The sequence below is a fragment of the Aminobacter aminovorans genome (assembly GCF_900445235.1).
Lineage (GTDB): Bacteria > Pseudomonadota > Alphaproteobacteria > Rhizobiales > Rhizobiaceae > Aminobacter > Aminobacter aminovorans.
In genome coordinates, this window is sequence record NZ_UFSM01000001.1 from 4,040,332 (window position 1) to 4,054,102 (window position 13,771).

The following is a 13,771-nucleotide window of genomic DNA, read 5'->3' on the forward strand; positions in this document are numbered from 1 at the left end:
TTTGCTCGCTTGAACACAGTTGCCATGCCGTGCGGGTGAGGAATGTGAGGCGGGTGGAAGAACGTGCAGGGTTCTGAACCGTCTTTGCGCTGCCGACAGGTCACGGCATGGATCCCAGGGTCTCCGCGTCGCTGCGCTCCTGCTTCGCCCTGGGATGACGAAGCGGAGAGGCCGCTCGCGGCAACCGGCTCACCACCTAAGCCCGCGACCACGCCCCCGCCCGAAGACGCCCACGTCCTTCGTCATCCCAGGGTCTCCGCGTCGCTGCGCTCCTGCTCCGCCCTGGGATGACGAAGCGGAGAGGCCGCTCGCGGCAACCGGCTCTAAGCCCGCGACGACGCCCCCGCCCTTCGTCATCCTAGGGCGAAGCAGGAGCGCAGCTCCGTCGCGGCGACCCTGGGATCCATGCCGTGAAGGTGAGGAATGCGGAGAGGGCAGAAGAAAGATCACCTGTTTGCTCGCTTGAACACAGTTGCAATGTTGTGCGGTTGAGGAGCGTGATGCCGGTAGAAGAAAGAGCAGGCCTGAACCGCCTGTGCGCTGCCGCAAGGTCACGGCATGGATCCCAGGGTCTCCGCGTCGCTGCGCTCCTGCTTCGCCCTGGGATGACGAAGCGGAGAGGCCGCTCGCGGCAACCGGCTCTAAGCCCGCGACGACGCCCCCACCCTTCGTCATCCAGCGATCCCGCTTGTTCTTTGAATCGAAGAACCGCTCCATCCCCTTGTTTTTACGCAATTCCTGGGAAAGGCGCTGCACGCTTTTCCTGCTCTAGCCGAGCAGATTGTCGGCGACGCGGGCAAAGACGCGCGCGCCGATCGGGATCAGGTCGTCGGGAAAGTCATAATCGGGATTGTGCAGCGACGGGTGCGTGGTGCCGGCGCCGAGGAAGAACATGGCTGATCTGGCCGAGCGGCCGAACAGCCCGAAATCTTCCGATGCCCGCATCGGCAGCGCCTCTTCCGAGTGCCGGATGCCCTCCTCGTCCAGCGCCTGCCTGAGATGTTCGACCGCGTCCGCGGCATTGACGCTGGCGACGAAAATCTCGTGATAGCTGATGGCGTGGTCGAGGCCATGCACTGCTGCCGTCGTCGCCACCATCTGTTCGGCGGCCGCGCACAGGCTGGCCATGTTGTCGTCCTGCCGGGTCCTGAGGCACGCCCAGACCTCGGCATAGCCCGGCGCGATGCCGAACACCGCCTCGCCCATCGCCGCATGCGTGACGGTGACCATGCGAAAGCCATCGTCGGCGAAGGTCGCAACACCGAGGCCGGGAAATGCGGTGATCAGCTCGGCCACGGCGAGACGCGGCGAGGTGCCGGTCTCGGGCATGGAGGAGTGCGCGGTCTTGCCCTTCAGCCGCACCCGCATGCCGCGCGAGGCGCAGTTGACCGTGCCGGCCTTGAGGCGCACCTCGCCAAGCGGCACGCCGGGCAGATTGTGCAGCGAAAAGGCGAAGTCGGGCGCGATCTGCTGATAGCGCGGATCGGCGACGACGCCGGCCGCCCCGTCGCCGGTTTCTTCGGCCGGCTGGAACATCAGCACGACGCGGCCGCGTGCCGGGCGTTGCCGCCCGAAGCGTCGGCCGAGCCCGGCAACGATCGCCATGTGCCCGTCATGGCCGCACATATGCGACTTGCCAGGCACCAGCGAGGCATGGGCTACGCCCGACAGCTCCTCGATCGGCAGTGCATCGAGCTCGCAGCGAAACAGCACCGTCGGCCCTGGTGCTGCACCGTCATAGACCAAAGCGACGCCATGCCCGCCGATCCCGGTCAGCACCTTGTCGGGCCCGCTGTCGCTGAGGAACGCCACCACGGCTGCTGCGGTGTCTTTTTCCTCATTGGAGATCTCGGGATGCCGATGCAGCTGCCTGCGCCAGGCCGTCAGTTCGACAAGGTCGTGATTGGTCAGGGTCAATTCGAACTTCTCCCGCTGCTGGTCATGACGGCCTTTCGGCACACGAAACTGCGACCGCCATGCTCCCCGCCACGACCATAGCCGCTTCGGTTCGATCCCGCATGGTGGCGCAGCGGTTGCAACGCCTGTGCCAGCGCGAGGATGGCCGCGCTTGGCTCAAGCCGATTGGAGAGATGGGCCTTGTCGGCTTGAGCCAAGCGGCACGTTCAGAATGGCGGCCCACATGGCGTATCGGCACATCATGACGCCTGCCTGGAAAGCGAAAACAAGGCTGCGGCCAGGGGACGAACACTCTGCCTGCCTGCGTCCCCGTGTGGTCGCAACGCGCCGCCCGCTATCCGCCTGCCCGCCATCCGCCTGCCCGCTATCCGCTTGCAGCTAGCTCCTTCGGTCACCTGTCAGGCGCCAAGGATGTGGCGTAGCATCCGACCTGGTCACCCGAGGGATTGGGGGGCAAGATGGGCGTTGACGGGTTTCGACCGGCGGGCGTCGTTGCGGTTCCAGTTGCGGCCGCGAACGCCCTGGGCCGGTCAGTGGCGATACTCGCAGGCATGACGCTGGCCTGGGCTCCGCCGGCACATGCCACCGATGTGGACACAGCGATCGTGTTCGCAGTCGATGTCTCGGCATCCATCGATCCGAGCACGGCCGTCCTGCAGCGCGACGGCCATGCCGCAGCGATCTCCTCACCCGAGGTTGTCGCGACCATTGCCCGCAGCCGCAGCGGCTGCATCGCCATCACCTATGTCGAATGGTCGAGCCAGGGACAAATGCGCCTGGTGGTGCCGTGGACAAGCGTCTGCGGCGGCGCGGACGCGCAAGCTGTCGCATCCGGCATCCGCAACGAGGGCGACAGGGGTTATGGATGTCATACCTACTGTGCGACATCCATTTCGTTCGCAATCGATCTGGGCGTTCTGCTGCTTGAGAGCTACCCTGGGCATGCCGCCCGCAAGATCATCGACATCTCGGCCAATGGCACCAACAACGATGGCGTGCCGGTTGAAGAAAGCCGGCTGCGGGCGATCGCCAATGGCTGCACGATCAACGCAATCGCTCTGCCGGAAGTGATACGCGGCATTCCACGCGATCTCACCCGGTATTTCGCCGACAGTGTGATTGGCGGTCCAAACGCCTTCGTCATGCCGCTGTCCACCGCGCGCGACTATGCGTTGGCGCTCAGGTGGAAGATGGTGAGAGAAATAAGCCAGTCGATCAGTTCGCCCGGCGACACCATGCTCGCCCACCGGTAGTTGCCCCGAGCAATTCCAGGACCGGCGCTATTCCAGGACCAGAGCTATTCCAGGACCGGCGCAATCCACGAAAAGCGTGTCGCGGTTTTCCGCAGTAATTGCGCAAAACAAGAAGATGGAGAGTTTCCGCGATTCGAGGAATAGCGCTCCAGCAGCACGGCCAGGGTCGGCCCAGCCATTGCCCGGGCCGATCGCTTGCTTCGCATCACGGTCCGTAGCTGGCGCGGCCGACATGGCCGGCTGCGTCGACCGACTCTTTCGGTGACGTCGAACCCGGCTCACGCCGCTCCGCAGAGGCGGGCCAGGCGTTGCAGACGGCTTGGTCAGGCAAGCGGATCGTGCGTGGGCACGGCAGATGGGTCCGGCTTGGCGTTTTCGCGCAGCGTCCTGGCCAGGGCCTTGGCTTTGTCGAACTCGGCGCGACGGCGCGCAATCTCCTCGGCGGAGATGCGGTCCACATTCTGATAGTCGAGCTTCCAGTCGGGGCTTGCGCCCCACACCAGCGGCGATTGCACGGTCGTGCGGGCAGCGGGCGCGCGCTCGAGCACGTCAAGGGCAAGCTGCAGCGTTGCGGCTTGAGAAGCCGGATCATTGGGCCGCCCCGCGGCATTGCCAAGCGGAAAATCCGAAAACACAAAACGCGGCACGCCGACGAACTCGACGATATCCTTGGCGCAGCCCATCACGACGGTGGCGATGCCGTTGCTTTCCAGCGCGCGGGCGGCAAGGCTGACGCTCTGGTGGCACACGGGGCAATTGGCGACCAGGATGGCCGCGTCGACGGCATCGCTGCGGCAGCGCGTTACGATTTCCGCACAGTCGACTTCAAGTGTCGTGCGATGGCTGCGATTGGTTGGAAGCCCGTGAAAACGCGGCGCCACTGGCCCGGTACGGCCGCGCTCCGCCGCGCGACGCATTTCCGGCAACGGAAAGTAAGTGCCGGAATCCTCCGCCGTGGTGTGCTTGCGGTCAATGGCGACGTGCGAAATGCGCAGATCGTGGTCCTGGGAGCTATCGCCGGAATAGACGGTGTAGAACTTCGCCGCAGCGTTGTAGGCTGCGCCGGGTCCCTGGTCTCCCTTGCCGGGCTGATAGGGCGCTGCCGTGGTGACGATGGTCACGCGACAGTGCTTCAGCGGCTTTTGCAGCGGTTGAAACGGCACGGCGGCATAGTGTGCCCACCGGTATGGCTCGCCATAGCCAAGCGCCAGATAATAATCGCGGATTCGTTGCATGTAAGGGATCGGCGCATCATCGGCAGACGCGAAACCGAACCTGTCGTCATGCGCGCTCGTCATCGCTGCAAGATCGCTCCTCGAACGACTATGCCCTATTGATATCAGGAGCGGACGTTGGCGCTAATGAAATCTGCGAACCGCAGCCCGTCGCGCCGGTCCGGTCGTTCGGGCGGGGCCGCCGAACGGCCTGCAATGGGCCGGGTCGCGCCGAGGCCGCCATGGTGCCCCAAGCCGCGTTGCCGATTGTCCGGGATGGCAAGGCAGCCGGTCGCACCCGCCCCCGACTGGCGCGCCCCGCATCGCCGCACCATCTGCATCCCCCACATCGCGGCGATGTCGGCGCGCTCGGCCGCGCCCCGCGGCCGGCCCACCGAGCCGCCGGCAGCGTCGCGATTTCAGCCACGAAACCCTGCACCTCTCACCGGCCGACGCACCGCCGGCGTGCCCCCGTCAAGGAACCATCCGCCCGAAATCCGGTTGACCAGCATGTCATGTCGACTTTTCAGGAGGTTCCAATGGACCGTCGATCGTTCTTGACCGGCATGCTCGCCGTGGCCGGCGTCGCCGCCGCAACCAGCTTCGCCCAGCCGATCCAGGCCTTGCCGCTGCGCTCCACGCCGCGCGGCGGCATCCTTGACGAGCTCGATGCTCAGCCCGAGCGCGAGGAAAACCGTGAGCAAGCGACACCCGTCAACCACCGCCGCTGGCACCGCCGGCCGCGCCGGCGCCGCGTCTGGCGCCGCTTCTGCCGCCACCACTGGTACCGCGGCCGCCGCGTGACGCGCTGCTACAGGCGGCGTGTCTGGGTCTGGTATCGCCACTGGTAGCTGACGGCGTCGGGCCCGCCCCTGTCCAGGGGCGGGCCGCGCCTTGCAACCATGCTGAATGGAAAGATCGGGGCCGGCGAGCCGAGCGCCGGTCGCTGAGGCCGGCGGCGCGCTGAGCGACGGCAACAGCCGGCGCGCGCGGCCGACCGGATCCGGCGCGCCTTTCCGGACCGGACCGGCCGGCGGCTGCGCCGCCTGCGGAACGGTCATGTTCCAGCCATCCGACTTCCAAACATCCGACTTCCGGCCATCCGACTTCCGGCAATCCGCAACCTCGTCCGCCGGCACCGGCGTTGTCGCCGGCAGGCCGTTGGCCTAAGATGCGCCCGTCATGGAACTCCTCAGCTCAGAGGATGCGATGATCAAGCTGGCACGCTTTTTGGCAATCGGGGCCTGGCCGGTAACAAAGGCCTTGTCGGTGATCGGGGCCGTTCCGCTCCTGTGTCTTCTTGCGCTGCCGGCCCAGGCGAACGAGCTCGGCGATCTTGTCAGGAGCGGCGACGTCGCGGCGGTGACCTCGGCCCTCGACAAGGGTGCGGCCATCGACGAAATCGACGGTGTCACGGCGCTCTACATCGCCTGCGAAACCGGAAATGCCGCGCTGGCGGAACTTCTGGTCAAGCGTGGGGCCGACGTCAACCTGCCCGTCAGCTGGCAGCGAACGCCGCTCTACGCCGCCAACAAGGCGGGCTTCGCCGACATCGTCACGCTGTTGCTCGGCCATGGCGCCGATCCAAACCAGCTGGCGAAAGGGCAGACCCCGCTGCATGTGGCGGCCGAGGCCGGCTGCCTTGCCTGCGTGACCTCGCTCGTCGAGGCCGGCGCCGAGGTCAATGCCCTGACGTCGAATGGCAGTCCGCCGATCCATCTGGCCAAGCTCGCCGGCCACGACGACGTCGTCGCCTATCTCAACAGCCACGGCGCCCAAGGACCGACAGTCGTGCCGATTTCGCCCCGACTTGCCTCGGCAGATGCGCAGGCGGGCAAGGACATTTTCGGCACGACCTGCGCGGCCTGCCATCTTGTTGCGCCCGGGCTCAAGGTTCCGAAACGCGCCAATCTGTGGGGCATCGTCGGACGGCAGAAGGGTTCGGAGAGCGACGTCGCGTATTCGGCGAGCCTGAAGCAGGCCGGAGGCGTCTGGGGCTTCGAGGAGCTCAATTCCTTCATCGCCAACCCCGCCCTGACCTTGCCTGGAACAGACATGACCTTCCCCGGCCTGGCCGACGAAACCCAGCGCGCCGACCTCATCGCCTATCTCCGGACCCTGAGCGAGACACCGCTGCCACTGCCCGGCAAGTGAGCGGCTAATAGGCTGGGTTCAAAACAGGGCTGGCCGCTCACGGTCCAGACGAAGTGCGGGCCTGCCCAAGTCTTCGTGCGGGTCGCAAAAGGCAACGCCGCCCCGCCCTTTGAAGAGAACGAGATTGTCCTCTCGCCGCTCCATGCCAGGCTCCAGGGAGCATTCGCGGGCCCCTCGCGAACCAGGGCATGCCCGGAGTGCAGGAGAACATGGGCCGAGTGAACCTGCGCTACCGCGACCCCGAACGAGGTTCAGTGCTTGTGAGGTGAAGCCGACTGAGCCGGCAACTGTCAGGTTTGCCCTCCGAGCTGCAATGGGACAATTGCTCGACTATCGGCAGCCCGTCAGGCCGGCACGCGCTACTGATCGTGATCGACGATGAACCGACCTCCGAAGACGCACAACTGGCACTGACAAACGGTTTTGGCCTCGCGTGGCGCAATGGAAAGTCATTCCAATACGTCTGGCCAATACGTCTGGCCCGGCCCGTGAGTGCGCCCTTGAGCATCTGGAAAGACAGAAGCGAAGCAGCCAAGCACTGCCGACCGCTAACATCGATGGAGCTGGCTCGATCGCACTTGCGTTGAGACCCAGGTCCAAGGAAGGTTGCACACACGTTGATCTGGAAGCAATGCAAAGCGTCACATCCTAAGGAGAGGAGATGAACTGCGACGCGAGTAACTTGCATCAATAGCTGGCGCCCCTCCCCGAGCTAAAGGTTATCGATGAGCGCGCTAGCGGCGCGTTGTCGGAGAACAGGATCACCTTTTGACAAGACTGATAGCAACTGGAGGCACTCCCCCTGGTACACTACCCAGAATTTTGGATCGCCCGCTCGGATTGAAGCAGCGTTGTCAATTATGTCTGCAAGCTTAATCGTCTGCGCTTCGGCAGGCGCCCTCTCAATGTGCTCCCGATCAAGGGTCTTTCTGATTCTGCGGTTGCCAGGATGACCAATTGAGACATCGGTTAGCCAGCATACTAGGCTTGCCACCTCTTTACCAAAGGCGTTCTCAATGTCCGAAATTTTTACAGAGGCAACATCCTCGACGACATCGTGCAAGAACGCCGCCGCCACCATTGCCTCGGTGTGAGGGACACTAGCCACAAGTTCGGCCACCCCATGCAAATGGATGGTGTAGGGATCTTCGGTGTATTTTCTTAGATGACCGATTGAACCATGCGCATTTTCTGCGAATGCTTGAGCCCGACGCACAATCGAATCATTTTTTTGTGGATCGGCGTCCGATTGTGGTGAGGGATTTATTAGCATCTTCTCTGGCTACCTCGTAACGGCCCAGCGCAAGAGCCGTTTCACGCATCACTAGGGCGAGACACATAGGTAATGGCGTCGACGAAAGAACTTCAACCCTTCAGGGTTAGCTCAGGCCTTAAGGACCTTATTGGGCGCGATCTCATCACCAATGACTTTGTTGCGGTATTCGAGCTGGTCAAGAACGCGTACGATGCTCACGCGACAAGGGTTCACCTCCATTTTTCCCAAGATGCCATCATAATCGCCGATAACGGCAAGGGCATGTCGCGCGACGCCATTCTCGAGCGCTGGCTGTTTGTCGCGTATTCAGCGAAGCGCGAGGGAACCGAAGACGAGAACTATCGAGATAAGATCACTGCTGCCCGCACTTTCGCAGGGGCAAAAGGCGTGGGGCGTTTCTCGTGCGACCGACTTGGTTCGACGTTGACACTAAGCTCTCGCGCTGCCGGCCACCCAGTTCAACTCCTAGAGGTAGACTGGAAGCAATATGAAGGTCGCCCTCGCGACGAGTTTGGGACGATACTTGTTGAACTTTCGGAGATAGGTGAGTTTCCGGATGCGAAACTTATGCCACCAGGAGACACCGGCACCGTACTCAACATCAGCGGACTACGGGGCGCTTGGGATCGGTCAAAACTTCAAAGCCTCAAGCGTGAGCTTGCCAAGCTTATCGATCCCTTTGGGCGTGATGGATCGCGATTTCAGATTTCATTCTTCGCACCCGAAGAATCCGACGCCGATACCGTCGATGAAAAATACAATAAAGTTCGCAATAGCGATAGCCCGGCCAGAACAATTGTTAACGGCCCGATAGAAAACAATATAATTGACGTCGTTGGACGCAAGACGACATCTATACATGTAAATATACTCCATGGAGACATCATGGAGACTTCCCTTGAGGATCGGGGAGAGCTAATCTATCGAATACAGGAGCCGAGCCCGTATCCAGGATTAACCGCTGCCGGGTTTCGTGCCGACATCTACTTTCTGAATCGCAGCGCCAAATCGACCTTCGCCCATAGAATGGGGATACCGTCCGTTCAGTTTGGCTCCATCTTTGTCTTCCGAAACGGATTTCGAGTCTTCCCCATAGGTGCGGAAGACGATGACTTCTTTAGCCTCAACCAGCGTAAGCAACAAGGCCAGCGGCGTTTCCTCGGCGGCCGTGACGTTATTGGCCGCGTGGACGTCCTAGGTGTACAGGGGTTCGATGAGGCCACAAGCAGAGACGGGGGACTTATTCGCACCCCGGAAGTTGAGGAGCTGATAACGTGCGTAAGGGACAAGTGCATACGTCGACTTGAACGATACGTAGTCGACATCACTTGGAAGGACAAATTCGATAAGGAGGTTGGCGACCTCTCCCGCATGATGAGGGACGAATCCAGTTCGCTCATTGGCCAACTCGTAGCACGTTTAGCCGCGACAGATGGGGTTACGCTTATTGAGTACAATCCTGACCTGGTCAGAATTGTCGACGAAAAATCGAGCGAGTTTGAAGCATCTCTTGGTGCGCTCGAACTGCTAGCAGACAGGACGGGCGATCCTGAGCTCCTTAAGAAGGTTGATGAAGCTCGTGCTCGGATCAAGGCGATTCAAGAGGCAGAAGCCACTGCCCGTGAGGCAGAGCGTCGCGCTGAGAGTAGGGCGGAGGCAGCAGAGGCAGCAGCCAGCGTAGCGGAGGCAAGATACGGGGAAGAACGTGAGCGAAACGCCTTCCTAGTCGCAGCTGGGTCGCTCGACCATGACACCATCCTGAACCTCCACCACCAGATCATCATCCACGCATCTAGCGTCCATCACGGGGTCAAACGGATGATGGGGCTCCTGCGAGGGGGCAAGGCTATCACAAACGCTGACTGGACAGACTTCCTGGAGCGCATGTCCTTCAGAAACAGTCAAATACTGACCGCCGCAAGATTTGCTACCAAAGGAGGCTACAAGCAGCAGTCTGCTGAGACAAAGGCAGACCTGTCAGCATACATACGCGACTATATCGAAATCATCACCAACCTATGGGCGCCGCAAGGGCTCAAGGTTCAAGTGAGCAGCGATGAAGTAGAAGTCGTTCGTACATTTAGGCCAATCGAAATTGGAATCGTCGTGGACAATTTGGTCACGAACGCCGCGAAGGCAAAGGCAAGTATCGTATCGTTCGGTCTTTCCGCCACCGCCGGAACAAGGCCAGAGTTGGTCATAGAGGTCGCTGACGATGGAAACGGCTGGCCAGAGAGCCTTGACGCTTTGGAGCGTGTCTTTGAAAAGGGCATTACTACGACTGACGGATCGGGCTTAGGATTGTATCATGTGAAGCAAGTAATCGAAGGAATGAGAGGAGTCATCGAGGCACATGCCGAGCCTCTCTCAGAAAAGCTTGATGGCGCACACCTGAGGATCAGAGTCCCTTCATGAACCTGGACTTTCGCCTTCTCATTATCGACGATCATCCTGATAGCATTAGCGATGCGATCCTCATTCTCAAAGATTATCTGGATGGTATGGGCTTTACGCTATCAACGACGATAGCAACCGACTTATCAGAAGCAGGCATCAAGACGCTCGCAAAAAAGTCGGGAAAAGACTTCGACTTGGTCGTGGTCGACTACAATTTGGGTCGAACGGACAATAACGGCGTCATGGCAGCAGCACAAATTCGCCGACAGTTGCTGTACACCGACATTGTCTTCTACTCGTCGGACTCCACCTTGGACCTCTTTAATGAACTTGCCAAAAAGAAAGTCGTGGGGGTGTTCATTGCCGACCGCACTCGCGACTTAGACGCAGCCTTTGTCGGTCTGGCTGATACGATCATTGGAAAGGCCGTTGACCTAAACCATATGCGAGGCATCGCGATGGCAGAGGTCGCCGAAATGGATGTTCTCATGGGCGACACCATTGTGCTTGCATTCTCGGAAGGCCAGTTTCCCGATCAGGCGAAAGAAACGTTGGCGAAACTTCTAGACACCGCAAAGAGCGCGGTGACTGGGCTTGAGCCGCTGGTGTCTGCCAACGACATAATGGCTGTCGTCTCCAATAGTCGTCACTTCAGCTCTGCCGGCAAATACATGACTATGCGTCGCATTGCGAAGGTTCTGAAAAACAAACCTGACGACGCCCTTGCGACGCTAAATACCTACGAAGCCGACATCATCCACAATCGGAATACGTTGGCTCACGCCAAATCTGACAGTGACGAAAGGGGAGTCATTTCGTTGCGCTCAATCAAGCATGGCGGAGAGCCAATCGTTATTGATGAAGCCTGGATGGCAGACTTTCGAAGCAAGCTTCGCATTCAAAAAGAGGCCCTAGGCAAGCTCTGCGACGCTATCCGTGAGGAGTTCGGCCTGCGCAAGTGACCGAGAAAGATTGAGAAGGGAAATTCCTAGCTGTTCTGCTAGGATCGGCGGGACTGCGTTTGCAACCTGCGTAAATCGAGGCACCTCTGTGCGCCTCCGGAGGCCGCCAGTGGTATATTTGCCCTTGAACTGAAACCAGTCGGGAAAGGTTTGCAGCCGCGCGTTCTCACGAACGGTTAATGCTCTTGGCTCTGCATAGTGGAGCAGGTCTTCTGGTAGGCTCGTTATCGTCGGCGCGGGGCTAAGGGGATCGAGTACCCGAATAGCCATCTTTTTCAAGCCGTGCGCTCTCCGAACCTCCGCAGAGATTGATACGTTCAAGCGCCCCTCCTCATTCGCACTTTTGATGATCGACGAGAAGCGCTCCTGAATTTCTGGGCTGTGCCGAGCGAGACGCAAATCGCTGGGTGCACCGCTATGTCCGTCGCGCATCGCAATCTGAAATGGCGTCCGAGGGGCGCGATAGTTGGTCTGTCGGAAGCCGGCAGTTTCAGTGCTTTCAGACGTGCTATTGTGCGCTACTTCCAAATCACTGATGGCATCTCTAGATGAGGGTGCAAGAGGCATTTTCCTGGCCCTGAGAAATTCGGCTGTTCGACCCCGCATCTGCGCAAAAAGGGCGCCAAGATGCTCTGCCGCGCTAAGTTCACGCCTCACGCCAATCAGGAAAAAGCGAGGTCGCACCTGAGGGACGCCGAAATCACTCGCCCTAAGAATTGCGCTTGTGGTGTCGTAGTCTGCATCCAGCCTGTCTTTTAGCGCCTGTGCAAAGTTTTTTATTTCCCCCTTGTTTGAGACAAAATCGGAGGTGAAGCCTTTGACATTTTCGATCAGGACGATGTTGGGGCGAATAGCTGCAACCAAATCAAGGTAGGCCTCAAACAACCGATTTCGAGGGTCTTCAGAACGACGCCTTCCGGCGTGAGAGAAGCCCTGGCAAGGCGGCCCTCCAGCCAACATGTCTACCTTGCCAGCGAAGGTCGTCAGCACCTCGCCGCGCTCGGACAATAGTTCTCTTATGTCCCAAGCCTTTCGCTCAATAGTCTCGGGCCAGTTGTATGATAGGGAGCCGCCGTCAGGAAAGTTCGCACTCAACGTTTCGAATGCCGACTCGTCTCGCTCAATGGCAAAGAGGCCTTTCCAGCCTGCTCGCTTGAGGCCGAGGCTTAAGCCACCGCACCCCGCAAAGACGTCGACGAAACAAGGGGACGGCAAGGTAGCTGGCATGCGAATCAGAGACTAACCTAGTTAGTGCATTCTACATGACTATGCCAGAAACAGTTCGCGGGCGCCAGGCGCTTGAGCGAGACAAACGAAATAATATACATCAAAAACGGGCTCGCGCCACGACTACGACATCGCCGCGAGCGGCGATGTCGTAGTCGTATTTGAACCATCCCGGGCCGGCTTGTTGGGCGAACGGGTAGTATATGGACAGCCGCGCCTCGACAGGAGGAGCGACAGGGCATCGCCCAAGTGCAGGACATCATTGCCAACCGCACCGCCGAGTTCGAGATGGCCGCGTAGGCAGCTTCGAGCGCCTTGAAACCACCCCTTCAAACACGCAGGACGGGAGCGCCGCTTCGATGGCGTGATCCACATCCTGTTGACGTTGGCACCGTTCGCCCTTTTGATTTGCGGCGATAACGATGATCCATTTCCCCGAGCAATTGACAGACCGCCCTTGGGCGGCCGGACGAGATTGCCGCCGCTACCGGGCGACCTATTGCAATGATGGCAGTTGGAATAAGATAGCATGATGCAGTTCAGAGCGTGCGCCTTTAGGTGCACAACAAGACCTGCACCGTCTCCGGCCATTGCCATAAAGCAGCGCATGCATCGTTTTTTGTTTGCACTGCTAGAAAGCGCAACCGTTTGATCGACACCCTCACACCTGAGCAGCGAAGTCGGCGTATGGCAGCCATTCGCAGCAAAGACACCAAACCCGAATTGACCGTACGGTCCGTCCTACACCGCCTAGGCTATCGTTATAGGTTGCATCGCCGAGATATTCCGGGCCGCCCAGACATATGCCTAATCGGTAGGCGCAAGGTAATCTTCGTTCACGGGTGTTTTTGGCACGGTCACGACAATTGCAAAATTGCAAACCTACCAAAGTCACGCACTGAATATTGGGCAGCCAAATTTCGATACAATAAGCAGAGGGATGCCGCTGCTAAACAAGTCTTGGCGGTGGCCGGTTGGAACTGCTGTGTAGTTTGGGAATGCGAGATCCAGGGCGGGGTCAACTGGGAGCGAAGACTCATGGATTTTCTAGGCCCGCCGAAACTAAAAGCGAGTGCGCCACCCGACATAGACCAAGAGCGAACATCCAAGCGATGGATCCCAAACGGGTCAGGATGACGCATCGCCTTTAGCGGCGATTTGCCTATGTCTCGAATTAGGACCACTGTAGACAATCAAAGGATTGTGATGCGGACTTTCATGCCGATACTAGGATTGCAACGACGCATACTAGGCCAATTCGAACAAAGTTTTCAACGTTAGCCGCGAGAAGGTGCATCGCGAAAATCGTACCCAAGATAGCTTGTTGCTCGAACGACAGCCAACTTGACCATCGATATTAGTTGACGGCAA

10 protein-coding genes are annotated in these 13,771 nt (G+C 59.9%); 6 read left to right on the forward strand and 4 right to left on the reverse strand.

Features of this window, described 5'->3' with window-relative positions:
• Nucleotides 1-768 precede the first annotated feature (768 nt).
• Nucleotides 769-1,917: an amidohydrolase gene (locus DY201_RS19835; protein WP_115733891.1), complete on the reverse strand. Its 1,149-nt coding sequence runs from the start codon at nucleotides 1,915-1,917 to the stop codon at nucleotides 769-771.
• A 533-nt stretch (nucleotides 1,918-2,450) separates the two neighbouring features.
• Here DY201_RS19835 and DY201_RS19840 point away from each other — a divergent pair.
• Complete coding sequence (locus tag DY201_RS19840; protein WP_245432049.1) at nucleotides 2,451-3,170, forward strand: DUF1194 domain-containing protein; 720 nt, start codon at nucleotides 2,451-2,453, stop codon at nucleotides 3,168-3,170.
• Between the two features lie 323 nt (nucleotides 3,171-3,493).
• Here the strand turns inward: DY201_RS19840 and DY201_RS19845 are convergent, their stop codons facing one another.
• Nucleotides 3,494-4,468, reverse strand: coding sequence for a glycine reductase (locus DY201_RS19845; RefSeq protein WP_115732688.1), 975 nt, complete (start codon nucleotides 4,466-4,468; stop codon nucleotides 3,494-3,496).
• A gap of 455 nt (nucleotides 4,469-4,923) precedes the next feature.
• Between DY201_RS19845 and DY201_RS19855 the strand changes: the two genes are divergently transcribed.
• The gene (locus tag DY201_RS19855; RefSeq protein WP_115732690.1) at nucleotides 4,924-5,235 is read left to right on the forward strand and encodes a twin-arginine translocation signal domain-containing protein; all 312 of its coding nucleotides are present in this window, start codon (nucleotides 4,924-4,926) and stop codon (nucleotides 5,233-5,235) included.
• A 331-nt stretch (nucleotides 5,236-5,566) separates the two neighbouring features.
• Nucleotides 5,567-6,538 (forward strand): ankyrin repeat domain-containing protein, encoded by a 972-nt coding sequence (locus tag DY201_RS19865; RefSeq protein ID WP_115732692.1) that lies wholly within the window; start codon nucleotides 5,567-5,569, stop codon nucleotides 6,536-6,538.
• 712 nt (nucleotides 6,539-7,250) lie between these two features.
• On the opposite strand, the gene DY201_RS19870 is transcribed toward DY201_RS19865, so the two are convergent.
• Nucleotides 7,251-7,811 (reverse strand): HD domain-containing protein, encoded by a 561-nt coding sequence (locus DY201_RS19870; protein WP_115732693.1) that lies wholly within the window; start codon nucleotides 7,809-7,811, stop codon nucleotides 7,251-7,253.
• 72 nt (nucleotides 7,812-7,883) lie between these two features.
• Between DY201_RS19870 and DY201_RS19875 the strand changes: the two genes are divergently transcribed.
• On the forward strand, nucleotides 7,884-10,229 hold the full coding sequence (locus DY201_RS19875) for an ATP-binding protein (protein ID WP_115732694.1): 2,346 nt from the start codon (nucleotides 7,884-7,886) through the stop codon (nucleotides 10,227-10,229).
• Entirely contained in the window at nucleotides 10,226-11,173 is a 948-nt protein-coding gene (locus DY201_RS19880) for a response regulator (protein ID WP_115732695.1), read from the forward strand. The genes DY201_RS19875 and DY201_RS19880 overlap by 4 nt, the downstream gene beginning before the upstream one ends.
• Here the strand turns inward: DY201_RS19880 and DY201_RS19885 are convergent.
• Nucleotides 11,123-12,400, reverse strand: a complete 1,278-nt coding sequence (locus DY201_RS19885) for a DNA cytosine methyltransferase (RefSeq protein WP_115732696.1) — start codon at nucleotides 12,398-12,400, stop codon at nucleotides 11,123-11,125. The genes DY201_RS19880 and DY201_RS19885 overlap by 51 nt on opposite strands.
• A gap of 558 nt (nucleotides 12,401-12,958) precedes the next feature.
• On the opposite strand from DY201_RS19885, the gene DY201_RS19890 reads away from it, so the two are divergent.
• Nucleotides 12,959-13,537, forward strand: a complete 579-nt coding sequence (locus DY201_RS19890; RefSeq protein ID WP_280959931.1) for a very short patch repair endonuclease — start codon at nucleotides 12,959-12,961, stop codon at nucleotides 13,535-13,537.
• The last annotated feature ends 234 nt before the right edge of the window (nucleotides 13,538-13,771 follow it).